This window comes from Shewanella hanedai (genome assembly GCF_007197645.1).
Lineage (GTDB): Bacteria > Pseudomonadota > Gammaproteobacteria > Enterobacterales > Shewanellaceae > Shewanella > Shewanella hanedai.
On sequence record NZ_VKGK01000028.1, the window covers coordinates 26,482 to 47,170 of the forward strand.

General features: G+C 43.4%; 17 protein-coding genes. 4 read left to right on the forward strand and 13 right to left on the reverse strand.

The window, feature by feature from the left end; genetic code table 11:
* Window positions 1-90 precede the first annotated feature (90 nt).
* Window positions 91-747, forward strand: a complete 657-nt coding sequence (locus FN961_RS19230) for a response regulator (protein WP_144041799.1) — start codon at window positions 91-93, stop codon at window positions 745-747.
* A gap of 39 nt (window positions 748-786) precedes the next feature.
* Here the strand turns inward: FN961_RS19230 and FN961_RS19235 are convergent, their stop codons facing one another.
* The 13 genes from FN961_RS19235 to pedF form a co-directional block, all read right to left on the reverse strand.
* The gene (locus tag FN961_RS19235; protein ID WP_144041800.1) at window positions 787-3,351 is read right to left on the reverse strand and encodes a PAS domain-containing hybrid sensor histidine kinase/response regulator; all 2,565 of its coding nucleotides are present in this window, start codon (window positions 3,349-3,351) and stop codon (window positions 787-789) included.
* Window positions 3,344-4,492: a nitric oxide-sensing protein NosP gene (gene nosP / locus FN961_RS19240; RefSeq protein ID WP_144041801.1), complete on the reverse strand. Its 1,149-nt coding sequence runs from the start codon at window positions 4,490-4,492 to the stop codon at window positions 3,344-3,346. Before nosP ends, FN961_RS19235 begins: the two co-directional genes overlap by 8 nt.
* Window positions 4,493-4,570: 78 nt before the next feature.
* Window positions 4,571-6,742, reverse strand: coding sequence for an insulinase family protein (locus tag FN961_RS19245; RefSeq protein WP_144041802.1), 2,172 nt, complete (start codon window positions 6,740-6,742; stop codon window positions 4,571-4,573).
* Entirely contained in the window at window positions 6,739-7,854 is a 1,116-nt protein-coding gene (gene pqqE, locus FN961_RS19250) for a pyrroloquinoline quinone biosynthesis protein PqqE (RefSeq protein ID WP_144041803.1), read from the reverse strand. The genes FN961_RS19245 and pqqE overlap by 4 nt, the downstream gene beginning before the upstream one ends.
* Window positions 7,847-8,119: a pyrroloquinoline quinone biosynthesis peptide chaperone PqqD gene (pqqD, locus tag FN961_RS19255; protein WP_144041804.1), complete on the reverse strand. Its 273-nt coding sequence runs from the start codon at window positions 8,117-8,119 to the stop codon at window positions 7,847-7,849. Before pqqD ends, pqqE begins: the two co-directional genes overlap by 8 nt.
* Window positions 8,119-8,868 (reverse strand): pyrroloquinoline-quinone synthase PqqC, encoded by a 750-nt coding sequence (gene pqqC, locus FN961_RS19260; RefSeq protein ID WP_144041805.1) that lies wholly within the window; start codon window positions 8,866-8,868, stop codon window positions 8,119-8,121. Before pqqC ends, pqqD begins: the two co-directional genes overlap by 1 nt.
* An 8-nt stretch (window positions 8,869-8,876) precedes the next feature.
* Entirely contained in the window at window positions 8,877-9,794 is a 918-nt protein-coding gene (gene pqqB, locus FN961_RS19265) for a pyrroloquinoline quinone biosynthesis protein PqqB (protein WP_144041806.1), read from the reverse strand.
* 83 nt (window positions 9,795-9,877) lie between these two features.
* Entirely contained in the window at window positions 9,878-9,949 is a 72-nt protein-coding gene (pqqA, locus tag FN961_RS19270) for a pyrroloquinoline quinone precursor peptide PqqA (RefSeq protein WP_082930703.1), read from the reverse strand.
* A 104-nt stretch (window positions 9,950-10,053) separates the two neighbouring features.
* Window positions 10,054-12,198: a 4Fe-4S binding protein gene (locus FN961_RS19275; protein ID WP_373293446.1), complete on the reverse strand. Its 2,145-nt coding sequence runs from the start codon at window positions 12,196-12,198 to the stop codon at window positions 10,054-10,056.
* Window positions 12,199-12,275: 77 nt separating this feature from the next.
* Window positions 12,276-13,796: an acetaldehyde dehydrogenase ExaC gene (gene exaC, locus FN961_RS19280; protein WP_144041807.1), complete on the reverse strand. Its 1,521-nt coding sequence runs from the start codon at window positions 13,794-13,796 to the stop codon at window positions 12,276-12,278.
* 365 nt (window positions 13,797-14,161) lie between these two features.
* Window positions 14,162-15,934, reverse strand: coding sequence for a PQQ-dependent methanol/ethanol family dehydrogenase (locus FN961_RS19285; RefSeq protein ID WP_144041808.1), 1,773 nt, complete (start codon window positions 15,932-15,934; stop codon window positions 14,162-14,164).
* A 236-nt stretch (window positions 15,935-16,170) separates the two neighbouring features.
* On the reverse strand, window positions 16,171-17,070 hold the full coding sequence (locus FN961_RS19290; RefSeq protein ID WP_144041809.1) for a substrate-binding periplasmic protein: 900 nt from the start codon (window positions 17,068-17,070) through the stop codon (window positions 16,171-16,173).
* Window positions 17,057-17,500: a cytochrome c-550 PedF gene (gene pedF / locus FN961_RS19295; RefSeq protein ID WP_144041810.1), complete on the reverse strand. Its 444-nt coding sequence runs from the start codon at window positions 17,498-17,500 to the stop codon at window positions 17,057-17,059. Before pedF ends, FN961_RS19290 begins: the two co-directional genes overlap by 14 nt.
* A 277-nt stretch (window positions 17,501-17,777) precedes the next feature.
* On the opposite strand from pedF, the gene FN961_RS19300 reads away from it, so the two are divergent.
* Genes FN961_RS19300 through FN961_RS19310 form a run of 3 tightly spaced genes read left to right on the forward strand, consistent with a single transcriptional unit; the run spans window position 17,778 to window position 20,688 of the window.
* A complete protein-coding gene (locus FN961_RS19300) occupies window positions 17,778-18,983 on the forward strand; it encodes an ABC transporter substrate-binding protein (protein WP_229814744.1) in 1,206 nt (401 codons plus the stop codon).
* Window positions 18,980-19,963 (forward strand): YVTN family beta-propeller repeat protein, encoded by a 984-nt coding sequence (locus FN961_RS19305; protein ID WP_144041812.1) that lies wholly within the window; start codon window positions 18,980-18,982, stop codon window positions 19,961-19,963. The genes FN961_RS19300 and FN961_RS19305 overlap by 4 nt, the downstream gene beginning before the upstream one ends.
* Complete coding sequence (locus FN961_RS19310) at window positions 19,960-20,688, forward strand: ABC transporter ATP-binding protein (protein ID WP_144041813.1); 729 nt, start codon at window positions 19,960-19,962, stop codon at window positions 20,686-20,688. The genes FN961_RS19305 and FN961_RS19310 overlap by 4 nt, the downstream gene beginning before the upstream one ends.
* Window position 20,689: the final 1 nt, after the last annotated feature.

Genomic DNA, 20,689 nt, shown 5'->3' on the forward strand with positions numbered 1-20,689 from the left:
TCCTACTACTAATGGATGAAGCTTTGCTATTGTATTAAGCGCTCAGTAGGATAAGTTGTGATATAGCAAAAATAATAGAGAGGCAGTGTCATGTACAAGGTCTTGATCGCAGATGATCATCCACTATTTCGAGATGCCATTGTGCACATTTTTGGGAGTAAATTTCCCGACAGCACAACTTATGAAACAGAAGATATCGCATCCACTTTAGAATTCGCAAAAAGCCATGACGATATTGACCTTATTTTACTCGATCTTAATATGCCGGGTATGTCTGGGCTGAATGGCTTGCTTGATTTAAGTAATGAGTGTCCGACCACACCCGTTGTGGTGGTGTCTGCGGAAAATAAGAAACAAGTGATCCTACAGACTATCGCGTATGGTGCAGTGGGATTTATCGCAAAATCCTCTTCTAAAGAGACAATTGCAGAAGCGATTGCGACTGTGTTTGAGGGCAACATTTACCTACCCGCTGACATTATTCGAAACCAATCTAGCCCTAACTCGAAAAAAGAGTATCAACTGCTACCTGAGATGCTCTCATCATTAACTCGTCGTCAATTGATGGTGTTGAAATGCATGACGAAAGGTGAGGCTAACAAGCAGATAGCCTATAACTTGAATGTATCTGAAACGACGGTGAAATCTCATGTCTCTTCTATATTGAAGAAACTTGGGGTGTCGAATCGAGTTCAAGCAGTGGTAGGTTGCAGCGATATCGACTTTAACCAATATTTAAAACGCTAACAGAAACCGTTAACGTCTTAACAAACCTCCATGTCGTATTTACTTTAATAAGTACAACATGGAGGTTTTTAGTTTCATTGGTTTAACTGGCTTATTGAGCAGTAAAATCCCTCTCTGTTTAGCCTTCGATTTTAACTCTTCGCTGTAATTGGCTGTGATCATCAATATGGGAAGTGCGATATCACGGCTTTCATTTATCTCAATAGCGACATCAAGTCCGTTTATGTCATCATCTAAGTGATAATCAACGATGAGAATATCAGCTTGTTCTGTTTTGATATCCACCTTTCTCACCAAGGCTTCAAGGCTCGTTGCCGTGGTGACATGGCATTGCCAACCGTTCAGGAGCTGCGACATCGCAAGACAGATGCTGGCATCGTTATCGATTAACCACACATTACGATTAGCCAAGTCAGTATTGGCCAAAGCACGACTCAGGTTGTCGTTCCTCTGTTGCATCTTGTCAATCTTCCCCAGCGGCACGCTGACCGAAAACACTGAGCCTTTGCCCTCTATCGAATTAACTTCAATAGGGTGGGCTAATACCTTAGAGAGCTTATCAACGATGGCTAGGCCTAACCCTAAACCGTTACTAAAGGCTTTTTGGGATGACTTAAGTCGCTTAAACTCTTTAAATATCTCTTTAATTTGATCTTTAGCAATACCTGCGCCATTGTCCCAAACCTGAATCGAAATTGAATCACCTTGACGTCGACAACCCAGTAAAACTTTGCCTTTATCTGTGTATCTAAAGGCATTGGATAGAAAGTTTCGTAAAATACGAGCCAATAACACACTGTCGGTATGCACAATGGCATTTAATGGGACATGGTGCAGTTCAACATCAAACTGTTCAGTGATTTGCTGATATTCATTGGCGAGGTTAGTGAGTAATTCCCCCAGATTAAAGGTGCTTTTATCTGCCTTAACCACACCAGCATCTAGCTTAGAGATATCAACTAAGGTACTGATGAGGTTCTCCAGATCATCCAATGAACTGGATATTGACCCTAATAATGAAGATGCGCTTTTGTGTGAGAGCTGCTCTGATAACGAGCTGGTAAACAGTTGAGCGGCATTAAGCGGTTGTAATAGGTCGTGACTCACAGCGGCAAGAAACTTTGTTTTCGATATGTTCGCCATTTCTGCTTCATTAATCGCAGCGGTTAAATTGGATTCCGCTAGACGACGTTCCTCAACTTCCACCTGAAGTATATCGTTCAGACTTTGCAGTTGTGAGGTTCGCTCTTTGACTCGAATATCTAACAGATCATGGGCTTTTTGCAGTGCCAATGCATTGTTTCTTCTTAAGGTAATATCACGAACCAGTACGAAAAACCCGAGTACTGTGCCAGTTGAGTCGCGATTAGGGACGTAGGATTTCAGAAGGTGGGCGGGTGCTCCAGAACTGTTTAACTCTTCAATTTCAAAGCTAACACTCTCACCTTTTAACGCACGATCCACAAAGGGTTGAAGTTGAATAAAATCACCATTGATTCGACTTTGCTCAAGCTCAAGTCCGTAGAGTTCCCCCTTTGCCCAGCCATACCAATCCACATAGACTTGGTTGGTAAATTGGAATTTCAGATCTGAGCCGACATAGGCGATCATTGCTGGTACGTTGTCAGTGATAAGCCTTAACCAGCTTTCACTTTTCTTTAAAGATTCAGCGTAGCGATGACGGGTGGTGATGTCGGTAAATGTCTTGATGAGTTTACCGTTGTTTAAACGATGATCTCTGATCTCAAGTACCGTTCCATTTGAGAGGCTTTGCACATAGTAATCATCTTCATTATTGGATTTAGGCTCAAGATCAAGTTCGGTAGAATTTTTCAGATTGGAGAAGTAGGGCATTGAGCGCAACATGTGGGGAGAGAGCTTACTCATCTCTACAAAGCGTTTGTTCCACACTTCGACTTGATCATGGCTACTGATCAATATGACCCCTTGGGAGAGGTTATCGACCAGATTTTGGAGTAATTTGGATTTTTGCGCCATGGCTTTTTCATAACGCTCACTCTCCGCGACCTTCAAAGCAGTGATGTCCGTATAGAGCATAACCCAGCCGCCTTCACGGGTGCGTCTTTCATTGAGCTGGAACCAGCGATTATCAGAGAGTTTATACACTGGACTATTGTCAGCATCGCCTGGATAAGCTTGAGAGATAACCCCACGCGTTTTTGCTAAATCTTTAAAGTCGTTTAGGTTGATACCTTCTTCGACCCGCAGGCCTGATTTTTTCCAAAAATTCACGAAATGACTGTTTTGCAGAATAATCCGTCCATCACTATCGAGTAGCACGAATGCATCTGAGATACTCTCTATTGCATCGATAAAACGCTGCCTGAAAATATTGGCTTGTTCATTGGCTAGCTTTAAGGCTCGGTTACTTCTTTCAAGTTGCGCTAAGGTTTCATTTAACGCTTGGGTTTTCTCTTTGACTTGCTCAGCGAGATGCACAGAGTGCTCAAAGGCAGCATAGGGCTCATTTTGATTACCACCCCCTTCTTCAACTCGCTTCATTAGGACTTGATTGATTTTTGCTAACTTGCTGTTCTGAAGTTTAAGCTCTGTGATCTCATCAATTAATGCTTGTTCACTCATTGAGCTCTCCAGAAATGTATACTCCGGTGAAGGTTTGATTCAGGTGCATACCGTTGATGTGTTCACCATAGGTATTAAAGCCGAAAATCCGATACTCTTGCTGCAAAGCTTTAATCTCTTCAATTAGATTTTTTTGCTCAATCTCCAGCCGCCTTAAAAAACAATCGCACGCGAGCACCAATTCAGGCTTTTTTAGCTTTTGTTCAAGCTTGGCCAGCTTGGCAGACAGAGATTCAATGATATCGTTCATCTCAACGGCACTGAGCACGATACCAGTGTCTATAGCGCAGCAGAAGGTGAGGCTAAAATCGTGTTTGTTCACCTTCTGAATTGATCGAATATAGTAGTTCTCGCCAATTTTGACCGCCAATGGGTGAAGCGAAAATACTTTGGGATTCAGATCGTCAATATCTAAACCTAAAAATCGGGCATATTCGAGCGCGGCGGGTTCTGAATTGAGTTCATAGACTGTGCGGCTTTGTGCATCGGCTTGTGTGACCACCAGCTTTTCGATTGAAGACTTAATATGGTCACAATTAAACACTTCAAACTGGCAGAGTGTGTTTACCATAATGGTTATTGCGGCTTGTTGATAAAACTGGCCTTGGTGGTAGACATGGGTATAGGCCAGATTAATATCATCACCGGCTGAACCACCAAAGTGGGGGATACCGTTTGCCGCTGAGTTTAAAATGCTGAGAAATTGCTCCTCTTTGGTCGATAAACCATCGATGAGCGTTAATAGAAACGTGTTGTTTTCTATTGGGGTTAATGCTTTATCGCTGCACTTTTCAATTAACTGATTCACTTTTGTCTGTGCGCTGATCAGATCGAAGGTTTCAATGGAATTAATGAGCTCAGTGCTAATGGCAAAAAAATCAGGTGAGAACCAAGTTGCCACAATAGAATGCTGCTCATAGCTTTCGCTAGTGAGCTCGCCAGCGGTGGTACATCCAGCGAGTTCAATATTGATAAATAGCGTATTCATTGCACTGGCAAGCGCGTCAAGAGGATAAACGACAGAGCAATAAAACAGCACGAAACCCGTTTGAGGGCGGTCCAGTTGTTCATAGATATCTTGGCTTGCGAGTAACGGTTCTTGTACTCTACTGACAGCGTATTTTGTTTTTATTTTTGTCATGTTCAAACCCTGTTGCTGACTGGCAATGATGCTAATGACTCACGTTAAATCGACCATGCTTGGGAGTCAATTAAGTGCTCAATCAAGTAGATGTTTTATAAAGTGCGCTAAGGTCTTGCTTGAGATGTTATTCAATAAAGATTCAATCCCTCGTTTGTCTCGGGTATGGCCATGTATACCTTGGGTTAACTGGCTCAATTTTTTGAGTACTTCATTGTCAAACTTTCCGTGTTTCTCTTGATAAATCTGGCGTAGCTTGTACTTGGCAAGTGATAGCGTCTCGTTTAAAAAATTAATGTCTTCAGCGATAAAACGCAACGACTCTGATAGAGTTACTAGACGCTGCTCTACATCAATATCAAAGGCGCTGTAGAAGCTCAGTACTTTACTCGTATCGCAATAAACAGAGGCAATGCTGTAACAGGTGCCTGATAACCTCGGTTGTAAAAAGTGCGAAGATGCGCCGATAACGTAGCTGGCAAGCCAAGCGGTCACTCTATTTTCATTTTTTATCGGAATATGGCACAGCCAATTCTGTTCATCCGAAGCCTGCATCCATCTTGTTACATTAACGTTAAATGCAGGGCGGTGCTCGCTTTCTTTTAACTGATCAGATGTCATTAACTTAAAACTGGATTCAACGAGCCTTTTTGGATTGTTAACGGCATCTAACTGACGATAAAGCTGATGAAAAACTTGCGGTAGATTTGGGAGGTAACAACGCTGATTTTCCGTAATGATTGCAGATAAGTCGGACAGGGTGTTGAGGGGGAGCAGTTGATCAGAATTGTTGATCAATACCAGGTTTGCTAATGACATTGTCTCGAGTTGATACTGCCTTTTGAGTATGTAGGCTAAGATGCCTGTGTTAATGCTCTGATGACATTCAACAATGAGGAATGTTGACCAAACCGTTGTGGATTCGAGAGTATATTTTGAGCTGCTAGATGCTGCTAATAACTGTTTAATCATCAAACATTCATGCTGCGGCTGCATATTCAAATGCTTACTTTGCAAGGAACCTTGAGTATCGCTGTCCATTCCCAATCCTTGCCTATCAATTTTTTGCTCAATTTCTGCCAAGTGACTGCTTAATGGTTTTACGTTGAGTTGTTCTAGTAAATTGCCATTCTCTATGTTTATTTTTGGCTGAGTATAGAGAGAGTAAAATTGGATTATTTGATTGATCTGCTCTGGATATTTGTTGTTTGAACTGTCTGGAATACTGCGCGTTGGCGTGTGAGAAGACAGATGAGCAATAATAAGGGCTTGTATCTGACCTATGTGCTGCGGGTAACAGATAACTCTTATGGCAAATTGATGCCGTGAATTGGTATCACATGAAACGGGTACCATTTTACCGTCAGCTTGGGTGACTAAATCTGACAAATCGTGAGCAATGGCATTGATATGCTTGTAGTAGCCGATATTAACCCACCAGGTATATACGGTGTGCTGAGTATTGGCGGCAAACTTGGTCGTTTGGATATTATTATCTTGAGTTGGCTCATGGTTGTTTTGTTGTCTTGTCTCGTTTTCAGCGCTGCTATCAGTGCAATGATCACCAATGGATTGCGTCAACAACATCTGCAGGGCATTGATGTCTGACGTCATGGTGATTAATTGAACATTTTCCGTTTGATAATACTTTTGGTGGTAGTGGATTATCGTATCTAACGTTAGTTGAGGTAGGCAGTCGGTGACACCACCGTGACAGTAGACTTTATGTTTTGAAGTGTCGCCCTTGAGTATTTGAATATGCTCAAGGTAGTCAGGGTTAAGCTGATAACCAAGCAGTTCACGATAAACAACTCCTGACTCGTCACCGTCAAATATCTCCTGTGTTAACTCCTCTTCAGTGATAACCGGTGATAATATCCCTGCAATAAGATAGTTTACCGCCAGCTCAAAGCTTGCTTTATCTGGGCTAGTGCAATGAAAGCAGGTCAAATCATCCAGTGTCGACGCGTTAATCCTTGCATTACTGAGAGAGGTTAATTGAAACAAGCTACTGGCTTGAGGGTAAGCTTTACTGCGTCTAAAGATTAAATGCTCAACCACATGAGCAAGTCCAGAATCATCATGACTTGGAGTTTTGATAAAAAACACCGCGCTGAATTGCTCGCTTTCAATGAGATATTCGTTATTCGGTTTGATATTAAAATGAAGAAACCCTGAAGAGTGTCGGTATTTATTGACCGACACATTAGGGATAAGCGGACTTTCTTGCTGCTGAAATTCGTTCTTCATAATTTCATCAAAGCGATATCAGCAACCCTTTTTCGATGCTTCAGTGGCGCCGTTGGGTTTTTAGCTTGTTCGATAGCCTCAGTTATCAAGTGGTGGTCGTCTGATTTACTGCAAACAGGATCCGTTCGATTCATATCACCAGTAAGCATGAAAGCTTGGCAACGGCACCCGCCAAAGTCTTTCTCTTTTTCATCACAACTTTGGCAGGGCTGAGGCATCCAACTTTCTCCCCTGAAATGGTTAAAAGAGAAGTCCTTGTGCCAGATATCTGCGATTGTTTTTTCGGTCACATTTGGGAAATCCAACGGAAGAATTTTAGCACTGTGACAAGGCAATGCACTGCCATCTGGGGTGATGGTTAAAAACGTGCTTGCCCAACCATTCATGCAGGCTTTTGGGCGATCTTCATAATAATCGGGGGTGACAAAGATAAATTGCGGCCCAGCATTGTCTTGCTGATCACGAAAACCGTTGACGGTCGCTTCTGCATGTCTGAGTTGTTGCTGAGTTGGAAGTAGGTGATCGCGATTATCAAACGCCCAGCCGTAATACTGTGCTGTAGCCAGTTCGACATAATCCGCGTTGAGTTGACAGCTTAATTCGAGGATCTGTGGGATCTGTTCAATGTTTTGTCTGGATATCACAAAATTGAGCACCATTGGATAGCCTTCTGACTTGACTATTTCAGCCATCTTTAGTTTTTGGTCGAAGGCTTTCCCTCTGCCGGCAATGGCATCATTAAGTTCAGGGTCGGCTGCTTGGAAACTGATCTGAATGTGATCTAATCCTGCCGCCTTTAGTTGTTTAATTCGTTTCTCTGTTAAGCCAATGCCAGAGGTGATCAAATTCGTATAAAAACCCGATTGACGACCATGTTCAACTAAGGTCTCCAGATCTTTTCTGAGTAACGGTTCTCCGCCTGAAAACCCAAGTTGCACTGAACCAAGTTCTCTTGCCTGAGTGAGTACATCTAGCCATGCCTCAGTGGTTAACTCATCTTCTCTTTTGCCTAAATCGGTGGGATTTGAGCAGTAAGCACAATGAAGAGGGCATTCATAAGTGAGCTCAGCTAATAACCATAATGGTGGACCTACATGAGCGTCTTTAGACATAACTTATCCATCTTTTAGCTTGAGCTGTTGCCAGAAACTCCTCAATATCGTCTCTAATGTCGCCAGCTTGAGGAAATTTTTGCTGTAATTGATGCTGGATTTCATCGACAGAGGTTAGCCCATCAATCTGCTGTAGTATTTCAGCGGCGCTGTCATTGAGTTTTACCATGCCTTCGGGATAAAGCAGCACGAAACACCCTTGTGCTTTTTCAAACTGTAAGCGAAAAAGCGTATTCATCTTTGGCACGTTTGGGGCGTGTGTCATTAAAAGATCCCTTTGTGATAAATCGGTGTATCGGCAAGTTGAGAATAGGGCGCCCGATCATATTGATAGGCTAAAGTCATTGCATCTAACATTGACCATAAGATATCGAGTTTAAACTGCAGGATATTAAGGGCATGTTCCTGCTGCTCTCTTGTAGTGAAATGCGCTAATGTGATGGCCAAGCCATGATTTACATCTCGCCGAGCTTGGGAAAGCCTCATTTGAAAATAGGTTAAGCCTTCTGATTTTATCCAAGGGTAATGCTCAGGCCATGAATTTAATCGGCTTTGGTGAATTTCAGGCGCAAACATCTCTGTTAAGGATGAACACGCGGCTTCTTGCCAAGAGGCGCGTCTAGCGAAGTTGACGTAGGCATCCACGGCAAATCGGACGCCGGGTAAGATGTATTTTTCATCTAGCATATCTTGGCTAGTCAGCCCGACAGCCTCGCCCAATGTTAGCCAAGCTTCAATGCCACCTAAGGTGTTGTCCTCAATCGAACCATCATGATCGACGATTCTCTGGATCCACATTCTGCGGGTCTTAATGTCGCGGCAATTGGCCAGTATGGCCGCGTCTTTAACGGGAATATTTATCTGGTAATAAAAGCGATTAGCCACCCACCCACGGATTTGCTCAACGCTGCATTCGCCATAGTGCATCATCTTATGGTACGGATGATGGATATGATAAAATGCACCTTTATCTTTTAGTTTTTGTTCGAATTCTTGTTGGGTCCAGGCTTGCATTATTACCTCTATATGAATATTTCCATGCCATCGGTCGCGATTTCAACTCCGTTATCAATCACGTAACGGTGTTCTGCTGACTCTTCGTTCAAGATAGGGTTGGTATTGTTAATGTGAATGAGCACTTTTCGTTTGATATCAAACTTCTTGAGTAGTGCCACAGTACCAAACTCTCCGTTAACGGGCATGTGTCCCATGTCGGAACCTAATTTATTGCTAAATCCTTTGGCGATCATCTCATCATCTAACCACAGCGTGCCATCGATTAGCGCGCACTGCGCCTCTGCAAGTATAGATTCAACAAGTGGGTTTGATTTGACGATACCGGGGGCGTAAAACAGATATTTACCTGTGTTGCTGTCGACAATTTTTAAGCCGATGTTATTTCCTGGCACAATATGATCACGATACCGAGAATAGGGAGGAGCATTAGATTCCAATGGAACAGGATAAAACTCAAGCCCTGATACCTGTTCTATGTTAAAAGCCACTTGATGATCGGTACCGATTGAATGGTGGGTGAGTCCACCGTGCCAATGGGATAGCACGTTAAAAAGTGGATAGGCACTTGAGAGGTCTTCAAAAACAACATCAGTACAATAGACAGGTAAAGGGAGGCCCTCTCTCAGTGTTAATAAGCCCGTGGTGTGATCTATTTGGCTGTCCGTCAGCAGTGCAGCTCTTATTTTTGTGCCTCTTTGACCTTCATTAGGCCATAGCTGTGGTGATTGATTGATTTGCTGGCGAATATCGGGGGAGGCGTTAATTAATACCCAGTTCTTTCCATCTGGGCTAACAGCAATAGAGGATTGAGTTCTGGCTTGAGCCTTAATTAGGCCACTGCGAACACCTTCACAATTACTACAGTGACAATTCCACTGTGGAAAACCGCCACCGGCTGCAGAGCCCAATATGAGTATTTGCATTGACTGAGTGTCCTAATTGAATTGAAAGATAGGAAAGCGTGTTAAAAAAATCCTCACTATCTTAGATTGTGAGGATTTCATGTTTAACGGTTACTGATATAAAGGGTAACTTCAAAACCTAGACGCATATCTTCAAATTTTGGTTTGGTCCACATAGCTTGTTCCTCCATTGTTATTTTATGTATTGCTAGTTCCAATATAAAAGCTGGTCAAGAATTAAAACATTATACTTTGGGTGGAAAAAAGGACGAGAAAGGCTCTACACCTTACTCAATATAATGACAGCATCGCTGTTTAACGATTTTGTTTTCTTTGGTTTATTAGTCTTGTGTCCGTATCGATTAACCACACACAGTTTTGGGCTTTCAATGGTAACGAGGCATTCTAGGCACTGGACACACTCGCTGTAATCAATGGAACCATCGTGATTTATCGCATCAATACCACACTTCTTGTTTCGACAAAGCTGACAAGGACTCCCACACTCTTTGCGCCTCTTTAACCACTTAAACAGTGGATAACGCCCAAGTAACGCGAGCCCAGCTCCGAGTGGGCAGAGATAACGGCAATAAAACTTATGGATCTTCATACTGAGCAGAAGCAGTAATACTGCATAGAGGGTAAAAGGCCAGTAGCGGACAAAATTGAGGGTGATACTGGTTTTAAAAGGTTCAACTTCAGCCATCTGTTCAGCCAAGTTAAGCGAATAAAAGGCGGTGCCGACGAGTGTAAATAGGATGAGGTACTTTAACTTGCGAGCAAGTTTGTCAGTTTTGGGGTTTAGATGTATCTGTTTGATTTTTAACTTTCCGGCCACTATTCCGATAATTTCTTGTAGTGCGCCGAAAGGGCAGAGCCAACCACAAAACAGACCTCTTCCCCAGAGGAATAAGGTAATAAAGACAAACACCCAGAGGATAAAGATAATGGGATCGAGCAGAAATACTTCTAATTGAAATCCATTCGCTGCAGAGAGTAGCAGAGTGTAAATGTTGACGACAGACAGTTGACCTTGACTATAAAATCCAAGATAGAGAAGCACGAACAGCAAAGAAAGAGCGCGAATGTTGTGAGTGAGTCGAGCATTGGCTGCTAGGGATTGCTGCTTAATAAAAACGATGATTAATAGGGTTAAATAGAGTGAGACGATGGCTATTTCTACTCGTCGACCTTTCCATATCGTGAGCCACAATGGAGTTCTTTCATTTGATACTTGCGTCTGTTTCTCAAATAACTCAGTTGGGAGTTGAATACTGGATTCAAATACATGCTGTTTCTGACTGAGAAAAGACTGATTGTAGAAGACGGATAAACCTAAAGTAAATTGCTTGTGTAGCTCGAAACCTGATTGTGACTTTATTCTAAAGACTTTCAAGTCAGTAAACTCTGGAATTAGCATGTTAAAAAATGGGTCATTAAAACTGTAAAAATCGATGTCTCGTAGATCAACTGGAAAGCTATCTTGGTTGGCACTTAAACGGTTTGAGACCGTCTGCGGTATAAATTGGTCACTGATAAATGAATATTGACCACGATTTAACAGCAGCAATGCATGCTCTCCGGGCTTTAAACTGTCCATTAGACGCTGATACTCACGATCGCCGAGTAGGTTTTTACCTATTATGGGGATATTGATGAAACCAAAATAGAGATCGATAAATCGGTCGTCAGCTTGGTTCGCATTAGCTTGAGACTGGACGTTGATCTCATTAACGAGTCCGCTTGGTAAGTTACTTAAGAGCTCAGGAGAAGATCGCCAGTGTTGCAGATAACCCCGTGCGACTAATTCGTCAAACGTTAGTGGAGCGAAAAAGTTGGGTTTGATGATGTAAGGCGATGCAGCAATAAAGCCCTCCAGTTTGGCTCTGGCGACCTTAAGCGCTGATGCTAAAATGGTGTCGTTTATCACCATGACAGAGACCGTTGCGCGGGTGATCCCATCAAAATAGGTGGCTTGTTTAGAGGTTTTGTCTTGGCTATTAATGATAAAGCGTTCTTTGACTGAGTGGCCTTGGTATTGATCCACAAACTCAAACATAGGTTGCTCACCTAGGCCATGTAGAAAAATAGGCTCATGGTGCCCTTTGACATGTAAGCCGGTGATGGCTCCTTGAGTATCAAGGCCCATTAACAGGTTGATGGATTCACCGGAAAAGCCAATAAAATCGGTCAGATCGTCGGTTTCAAAGGCATAGCCTAACAACTGGTTGAGCTGATAGACGGGAGTCACTGGCAGGTTTTCGTCAGGTAAACCGATCCGAGTTGCACTGGGGAAAAGTTGGATGAGCTCAGGAGGAATGTCGGTCACATCATTATCGGCAAAACAAAGAAAAGGGAGCGTTAACATCAACAGGAGGCAGAAGCTGGGAAAATGATGTTGTTTTAGTCTCCTTATAAATAACATGCTATGCCCCAAAAGAGTATTAGATCATATTCGCTTCCAAACACAGTGTTGATGTTTGGAAGCGTGTCACTTAATGGTTAAAAGAATCCAAGCGGGCTAGTGCTGTAACTCACGAGTAGATTCTTGGTTTGCTGATAATGATCTAGCATCATCTTGTGAGTTTCACGTCCGATCCCAGACTTCTTATAACCACCGAATGCAGCATGGGCTGGGTAGAGGTGATAACAGTTGGTCCAAACACGTCCAGCTTGTAAGCCGCGTCCCATTCTGTAGGAAAGGTTGGCATCACGAGTCCACAGACCTGCACCTAATCCGTAGGCCGAGTCATTGGCGACTGCCAGCGCTTCAGCTTCATCTTTAAACGTAGTGACAGCGATAACAGGCCCGAAGATCTCTTCTTGGAAAATCCGCATAGAGTTATCACCTTGGAGAATGGTAGGCTGGATATAAAACCCATTTTCAAGCGAATCGCCTAGCCTTTCTTGATCGCCGCCAGTCAACACTTTCGCACCTTCTTGGCTGCCTATTTTTAAGTAGCCCATGATCTTATCAAACTGCTCTTGGGAAGCTTGAGCGCCGACCATGGTTGAGGTGTCGAGTGGATTACCTCGGATGATCTCTTTGGTTTTTTGAAGCACTTTTGTCATGAATTCATCGAAGATATCTTCCTGGATCAAGGCTCTCGATGGACAAGTACACACTTCTCCTTGGTTGAAGAAACCAAGCACAAAACCTTCAGCGCATTTATCGAGATAGTCATCTTCGAATTGAGTCACGTCACTAAAGTAGATGTTAGGGGACTTACCGCCCAACTCAACTGTTGAGGGGATTAAGTTCTCTGCCGCACATTTCAAGATATGTCCACCAACGGCGGTTGATCCTGTAAAGGCTATTTTTGCAATACGCGTGCTGGTGGCCAATGCTTCACCGGCTTCTTTACCGAAGCCATTCACCACGTTAAGGACACCACCTGGGAGTAGATCGCCAATGATCTCCATTAAGACCAAAATACTGGCAGGGGTTTGCTCGGCAGGTTTAAGCACAATACAGTTACCTGCGGCGAGGGCAGGCGCCAGTTTCCACGCAGCCATTAACAGCGGGAAGTTCCATGGAATGATCTGGCCAACAACACCGAGAGGTTCATGGAAGTGGTAGGCCACGGTGTCTTTGTCGATTTCTGATAGCGTGCCTTCTTGTGCACGAATACAACCCGCATAGTAACGGAAATGATCTGAGCATAAAGGAAGGTCAGCGGCTAAGGTTTCACGCACTGGTTTGCCGTTATCCCATGTTTCCGCCACTGCGAGTGCTTCTAAGTTCTCATCAATTCGGTCTGCTATTTTAAGCAGTATGTTTGAACGCGCCTGCACCGAAGTCTCTGCCCAGCCAACTTTAGCGCTGTGAGCTGCATCTAATGCGAGCTCGATATCCTGCGCACATGAGCGAGGTATTTTACAGATCTCTTCACCGGTGACAGGAGTTGTATTACTAAAATAAATACCTTTTACGGGTGGGACCCATTTTCCACCAATAAAGTTTTCATATTGCGCTTTAAAAGAAATAACTGAATTGTCGCTACCCGGATATGCATAAATCATGTTTCACCTCGAATCTAGACCTGACAGAGTGTGTCTCTTTTCCATGGTCTTGTTTTTGTTTGCTCTGGGTTAATCCAAAACATCTTGATGAATTCATATTATCCCTGCGCTTTAAGACAAAACATGATCCCTTGGCACAAAAAAACTCATACTTTAGAAGGAAGTTAGTCTTGTTTCTTGAGTAAGCGGTCTATTTTTTTACAATTAATTCCTCATCTTAAGTAGGGAATTAGTTGTTCGAGAGGTTGGAGTTATTGAAGCGTCACTGAACGGGGATTTCGTCTGTGCCGTTAATCTGAACTTAGGAATGGTAGATAAAAAAAGGACTGTAAATACAGTCCTTTTTAGAGTAATGAATAAACTGATTAGTTGTAATTCTTGGGTAGTTTGAAGGTCCAGACGGTTCCGCCTTGGTTCAGGTGCTTAATGCGTTTAGCCACATCCCCACCCCAAAGAGGCACTGCGCCGCCCCAACCAGAGAGCACTGACACATATTGCTCGCCGTCCATATCCCAAGTGACAGGCGATCCAACAATGCCGGAACCGGTATTAAACTTATACTTAATCTCACCGGTTTGAGCATTCATGGCTAATAGGTAACCTTCTGGGTTGCCCATAAAGACAAGGTTGCCTCCGGTGGTTAATATACCTCCCCACAGTGGAGAGTAGTTTTTGTAACGCCATACTTCCTTACCTGTTTTTGGATCTATTGCTTTTAAGACACCAATATATTCTTCATTGATTGCCTTAATGGTAAAGCCAGCGCCTAGGTACGCCGCCCCTTTTTTATAGGCCGTTGGTTCATTCCAGATATCCATCTCCCACTCATTAGAAGGGACATAGAAAAGCTCTGTATCTTGGCTATAAGCCATTGGCATCCAGTTTTTCCCACCTAAGAAAGAGGGCGCTGCAACCACGGTTTTGCCTTCTTTGCCATCTTTTGAATCCATGGGATTTCCTGGACGGCCTGCTTCAACAAAGATGGGACGGCCATTTGAGTCTAAACCCGATGCCCAAGTGATCTTATCTGAGAAGGGGAAACCGCGGATAAAGTCGCCGTTTTCACGGTTAAGGACATAGAAAAAGCCATTACGATCAGCGGTAGCAGCTGCCTTAATTGTTTTACCTTTGTCTGTGTAATCAAATGGAATGAGCTCATTTACACCATCATAATCCCAGCCGTCATGCGGGGTGGTTTGAAAATGCCACACAATTTTACCCGTATCAGGATCAATGGCTAAACGTGACGCTGAGAAGTAGTTATCCCCAGGTCTAAGATGAGAGTTCCAAGGCGCAGGGTTACCTGTGCCGAAGAAGAGTAGATCCACATCAGCATCATAAGTGCCACCTAGCCAAGGCGCAGCACCACCAGATTTCCACAGATCCCCTGGCCAAGTTTGCCCTGGTTTACCGCCAGATATGCCATTCTCAATTTTTTTGCCATCTTTCCAGATGTAACCCATATGGCCTTCAACGGTCGGGCGTTCCCACACGAGTTGACCATTTAAGGCATTGTAAGCTCTAACTTTGCCGACGATACCGAACTCACCACCTGAGACACCTGTGATGATGTTGCCTTTGACGACAATTGGCGCAGCTGTGATTGAGTAACCCGCTTTGTAATCTTCAACTTTTTTCTTCCAGACGACTTTGCCTGTGTCTTTATTAAGCGCGACCAGTTTTGCATCCAGTGTGCCAAAGATAACGAGATCGCCATAGAGAGCAACACCTCGGTTAATGACATCACAACAAGGCATGATCCCATCGGGAAGTCTAGCGTCGTATTGCCAAAGTTCATCACCCGTTCTCGCATCTATGGCATAAACTCTGGAGTAAGATCCGGTGATATACATAACACCATCTTTGATCATAGGTTGTGATTCTTGACCACGTTGTTTCTCCCCCCCGAGGGAGAAAGCCCAGACAGGTCGCATCTCTTTTACTGTGCTGGTATTGATCATACTAAGCGGGCTGTATCGCTGACCTTTCAGTCCCATTCCATAAGACACGACATCATGAGTTGTCACTTGATCGTTAGCTATATCTTTATCAGTTACATTAGCACTCGCGGCACCACAGAGCGCTAATGTAATACAAAGAGATAATGATAACTTATTATTTTTGCATGTTTTTATCATTGTGTTTCCTCGCTTGACCTTTATTCAGTTACCCTAAGTTGATCGTATTTATACAAATCAAACAAAATCCTAAAGATCGTGAATTAATAGCATTGGTATTTCTTATCCTTTGACTAGCGTTTTATCTCGACGAGTTTTATTCGTGAGTTTAAGTAGGATAAATTCAGATTAAAGTGAATCTGTTTTGCCGCCTATTGAACCCCAGTAGGGATTCGTATCATCACTTAGTAGGACAACTAAGGATGACTTTTTTCAGGAAGGTAAAGATCAGGTACTTGGTAGAGCGTATGGTAATGTGCAAATATTTTTTCCATGTGGCCTTGTTTGATCATGGCCTCCACAATGTCACCGACGGCATAACCGAGTTGTCTGTGTTGGGTTTTAACGGCCATGCCAATATCCCACTGCTGACGTCCCATCATGGGGAATGCATTTTCAGCCAAGGGGTACTGTTTGGAATCAAGCGAGTGTTGAAAATGACTGATTTGGCTTCGAAGCCCCATCGCGGCATCGACTTCGCCGTTGCTCATGGCATCAAGTGCGAGGGGAATGGATGAAAAATGTTTAGCACTCTCTCGCATTCTTCCGCCAAACGCGGAAGTGAGGTAAAACTGGGGGATGGAGTCAACCTCGACACCTATATTGTGATATTGGAAAACGGCAATGGTGGAAACCGTTTCAATCTGCTTTGCGTTGTATATGATCTGCCATGACTCGGTATGATAAGGGGCAAACATATGCACTTGCTCGTGCACTAGCTCACCGATATCATCACGCATTTGCGAGTAGGCTTTGTCATAGGGAACCCGCAACATAAGGTCGGCAACACTGCGTTTTAGAAAATGGCCTTTCCAGAGGTTATTTCTGAGATCATCTTCTACATTCTCATCTGCCGTCATCCATCTCAATTTCAGTTCAACATTTAACTGCTGCGCGATGTGTTGAGCAACATCAACGTCAATTCCTTGGGGAAGGCCATCTATTTGGTAGGAGAAAGGCGCAAAATCACGGTAGATTGCTACCGTGATCTCTTTACTGTCTATGATGTCATCATAGGAACGAGCAAAACCTGTAGAGCTGAATGCTAAACTACAGATCAAGCCATATCTCAGCCAACTGCGGTTAATTCTCTTCACTAACCGACTCTAGCCAGACTTTTATTGCCCAAAGAGCCTCTTGTGTTAGGTGCTCTGTCATCTTGGGCATATAGACTGCTCCATTTCTAACAGCGCCGTTTTGAACTCGATAACCGTACCATTCATCTCCATCAATATCAGGTGCAAGCAGGCGAAGGTCTGGTGCAATGCCGCCTGAAATTCCCTCTAACCCATGGCAACGTGCGCAATTTTGATTGTAAGCTGACGCACCAACGCGAATGATGCCTGCCTGAATATCTCCACTGTGCTCACGATATGGATTAGCTTCTATCCATTCATCACCGAGCTGTGGCAGGGCTGAAGTGTCAATAGATTGCGGCGTAACAGGGCCATGGGCGGAAACATTGAACGTGCCGGCAATTAACATCATTGCCAACATGTACTTTCCCTTTAAGCGGGTTTCTCTCATCTCAATTCAACCTTCATCATTGTTATATTCTGAACTCATGGATAAATACTAACCAGCAAATGTGCTATGTCGAATTACACTTTGGCCGCAATCGTTATCCTCCTTTAGTAGGAGGTATAAAGGTTTATTAGCAATGAAAGGATTTAATTTTGTTTATTAACAGTGGCTTGAGTGTTTAAGGATGAGTGTTGGGTAGGTTTTGAACTTCGAGGTTTATTCTATATGCTGGGTTGAATGTTAAAAACTTGCCATGGTAACTATGTTGAAGAGCGTGAGTGTGGAAAATGTAACGACCTTGCTAAGAAGCTTATGTTTCTACTCGCTCCTGTATATGAATCCCATCCAAGCAGCGCCTGATAAATCAGCTTTAATTGAAATACACATTAGCTATTTAAAGTTGAATGTGTCACAAGCACCTGCACTGTCGAATGTGATTGAGCAAGCCGAAGACAGTGGTTTGCAAGGGGCACAACTGGCAATTAATGACTCAAATACGACTGGTAATTTTTTAAAGCAAGCGTTTGTGTTGCATTACAAAGATTTCAATTTAAAACAAGAATTGATGGCTCAGATAGCATTAGATGTGAAGGACGGTCAGCAGCTTTTCATTGTTGATGCGCCGATGGATACCTTGATAGAGATAAACCGTTGGGCTGAAGGCAGGCAAGTGTTGATTTTTAATGTCAATGAGTCTTCAGATCTGCTCAGGTATCAAGTGTGTTTAGCGTCTGTACTGCATACCACGCCCAGTGATGCAATGAAGTCCGATGCGATTGCTCAGTGGTTGCTTAATCGAAGGTTTAATCAAGTGTTATTACTGAGCGGAAAACGTGGTGAAGATATCGCGTTAACGGACTCATTTAAGCGTTCAGCTAAACGTTTTGGTTTAAAAATCGTGGCTGAAAAGAGTTGGAGCTTTGATACTGATCTTAGGCGAAGTGCGCAGCAGGAAGTCCCCTTGTTTACACAAACCAGAGATGACTACGATGTTGTTTACGTTGCAGATAAGTCGAAAGATTTTGCCGAATACCTACCGTTTAATACTTTTTTACCTCGCCCCATTGCCGGATCTGCTGGGCTAGAAGCTCTATCCTGGCACTTTGTGATTGAGCAGTGGGGCGCAGCGCAGCTACAAAACAGGTTTAGAGCCTTGGCAGCACGTAATATGAATGAACTGGATTTCAGTGCCTACCTCGCGGTTAGAAGTGTTGCACAAGCAGTGCATCAACAAAAAACGGCTCATTACCCTGCATTAATCACCTATATTAAGTCCAATGATTTTGAACTGGCGGCCTACAAAGGCAGAAAGCTGAGCTACCGTCATTGGAGCGGTCAATTGAGAATGCCGATGGCGTTAGTGCAACCACACGGCTTAGTATCACTTTCACCACAAACCGGTGTGCTGCATCCGAACACTGAACTGGATACGTTAGGTTTTGATATTCAAGAATCTCAATGTGATCCACAAAAGAGGTCATTATGAAGCCACCACATCTTATATTTATACTCATTGGTTTGGGGATTAATCTTATCTCTCTGACGGTCAATAGCTCGGAATACGCCTATGTGACTAACGAGAAGGATGATGATATCTCTGTGATTGATATGTCTAGTTTGAAGGTGATTAAACAGATCCCTGTCGGTCAAAGACCTCGGGGGATTATCTTTAATCATGATCAAAGCTTGGCTTACATCTGTGCGAGTGATTCAGATACGATTCAAATCTTAGACTTAGCGACAGAAGAGATTATCGGTGAGCTACCGTCAGGAGAAGATCCTGAAACAATTGCGCTCCACCCTGACGGGAAAACCATTTATACCTCCAATGAAGATGATGCACTGCTTACAGTGATCGATATAGAATCGCGCACAGTCAAAACCCAGATTGATGTCGGCGTAGAACCTGAAGGTTTAGCGGTCAGTCCAGATGGAAAAATTGTCGTAGTGACGTCGGAAACAACCAACATGGTTCATTGGATTAACACTGAAACTTATGAGAATTTTGATAATACTCTGGTTGCAGCCAGACCAAGGTCGGCGATTTTCTCAAAAGATAATAAGCAGCTTTGGGTGAGTTCAGAAATTGGTGGCGAAGTGGTTGTCATTGATGTTAATACGCGAAAAATAATCAAGACATTTACATTTGAGATCAATGGGATCCACAATGACAGAGTACAACCTGTTGGCGTTGAGTTGAGCGAAGATGGCAAGTTTGCTTTTGTCGCACTAGGGCCTGCGAATCATGTCGCCGTGATAGACAGAGAAACCTTAACCGTCGAAGATTATCTACTGGTGGGCCGTCGAGTTTGGCAGCTAGGATTTAATCATGACCAAAGCCTGTTGTTGACGACCAATGGTGTTAGTGGTGATGTCTCTGTGATTGATGTTAATAAGATGAAAGTCACTAAATCGATAAAGGTGGGCAGATATCCCTGGGGAGTAGCGATTAAGGATGTTCAATGAGTATTTTGGTTGAAAACCTCTCCTATTCTTATGGGCGTAAGCAAGTGCTTAAGGAGCTAAACTTCTCGTTAACAGCAGGGTTTAACGTGCTACTGGGACCAAACGGTGCAGGCAAGAGTACGTTGTTTTCATTGCTTACTGGTTTATTTGAAACAGGGTATGGTGAGATTAAGATCTGTAATGTTGATCTGATTGAACAAAAAAGATCGGCGCTCAGGCTTATGGGGGTGGTGTTCCAACAAAGTACCTTAGATTTGGATCTATCCGTTAAGCAAAACCTGCTCTATCACGCCTCTTTGCATGGTATTTCACCTGTATCAGCACTTAAAAATATAGAACCTATTCTTGAACAATTACAATTGTCTGAACGGTTAAATGATCGCGTCAGGCAGCTCAGTGGCGGTCATCGTCGCCGACTTGAAATAGCCCGGGCTTTGATACATCAACCTAAGGTGATATTACTCGATGAGCCTACGGTCGGGTTAGATACTGACAGTCGAGGATTGATTATTGAGCACGTGAGAGGATTGGCCCATGAGCTGGGGATCTGCATTTTGTGGGCTACCCATTTGATGGATGAAGTGAGCGGTGATGATGAGCTTATTCTATTAGACAAAGGGCAGGTTAGGGCGCAAGGGCGCTGTGATCGCCTATGCGATGATAATGACACTAAAAATGTATTTGAGCTTTACCATAAGTTAACCAGCAGTGTGGAGTTGATGTGAA

Bases quoted from the DNA above. Each gene is read 5' to 3' on its own strand.
- FN961_RS19230 (WP_144041799.1), top strand. From the start codon at position 91: ATGTACAAGGTCTTGATCGCAGATGATCATCCACTATTTCGAGATGCC.
- FN961_RS19235 (WP_144041800.1), bottom strand. From the start codon at position 3,351: ATGAGTGAACAAGCATTAATTGATGAGATCACAGAGCTTAAACTTCAG.
- nosP (WP_144041801.1), bottom strand. From the start codon at position 4,492: ATGACAAAAATAAAAACAAAATACGCTGTCAGTAGAGTACAAGAACCG.
- FN961_RS19245 (WP_144041802.1), bottom strand. From the start codon at position 6,742: ATGAAGAACGAATTTCAGCAGCAAGAAAGTCCGCTTATCCCTAATGTG.
- pqqE (WP_144041803.1), bottom strand. From the start codon at position 7,854: ATGTCTAAAGACGCTCATGTAGGTCCACCATTATGGTTATTAGCTGAG.
- pqqD (WP_144041804.1), bottom strand. From the start codon at position 8,119: ATGACACACGCCCCAAACGTGCCAAAGATGAATACGCTTTTTCGCTTA.
- pqqC (WP_144041805.1), bottom strand. From the start codon at position 8,868: ATGCAAGCCTGGACCCAACAAGAATTCGAACAAAAACTAAAAGATAAA.
- pqqB (WP_144041806.1), bottom strand. From the start codon at position 9,794: ATGCAAATACTCATATTGGGCTCTGCAGCCGGTGGCGGTTTTCCACAG.
- FN961_RS19275 (WP_373293446.1), bottom strand. From the start codon at position 12,198: ATGTTATTTATAAGGAGACTAAAACAACATCATTTTCCCAGCTTCTGC.
- exaC (WP_144041807.1), bottom strand. From the start codon at position 13,796: ATGATTTATGCATATCCGGGTAGCGACAATTCAGTTATTTCTTTTAAA.
- FN961_RS19285 (WP_144041808.1), bottom strand. From the start codon at position 15,934: ATGATAAAAACATGCAAAAATAATAAGTTATCATTATCTCTTTGTATT.
- pedF (WP_144041810.1), bottom strand. From the start codon at position 17,500: ATGAGAGAAACCCGCTTAAAGGGAAAGTACATGTTGGCAATGATGTTA.
- FN961_RS19305 (WP_144041812.1), top strand. From the start codon at position 18,980: ATGAAGCCACCACATCTTATATTTATACTCATTGGTTTGGGGATTAAT.
- FN961_RS19310 (WP_144041813.1), top strand. From the start codon at position 19,960: ATGAGTATTTTGGTTGAAAACCTCTCCTATTCTTATGGGCGTAAGCAA.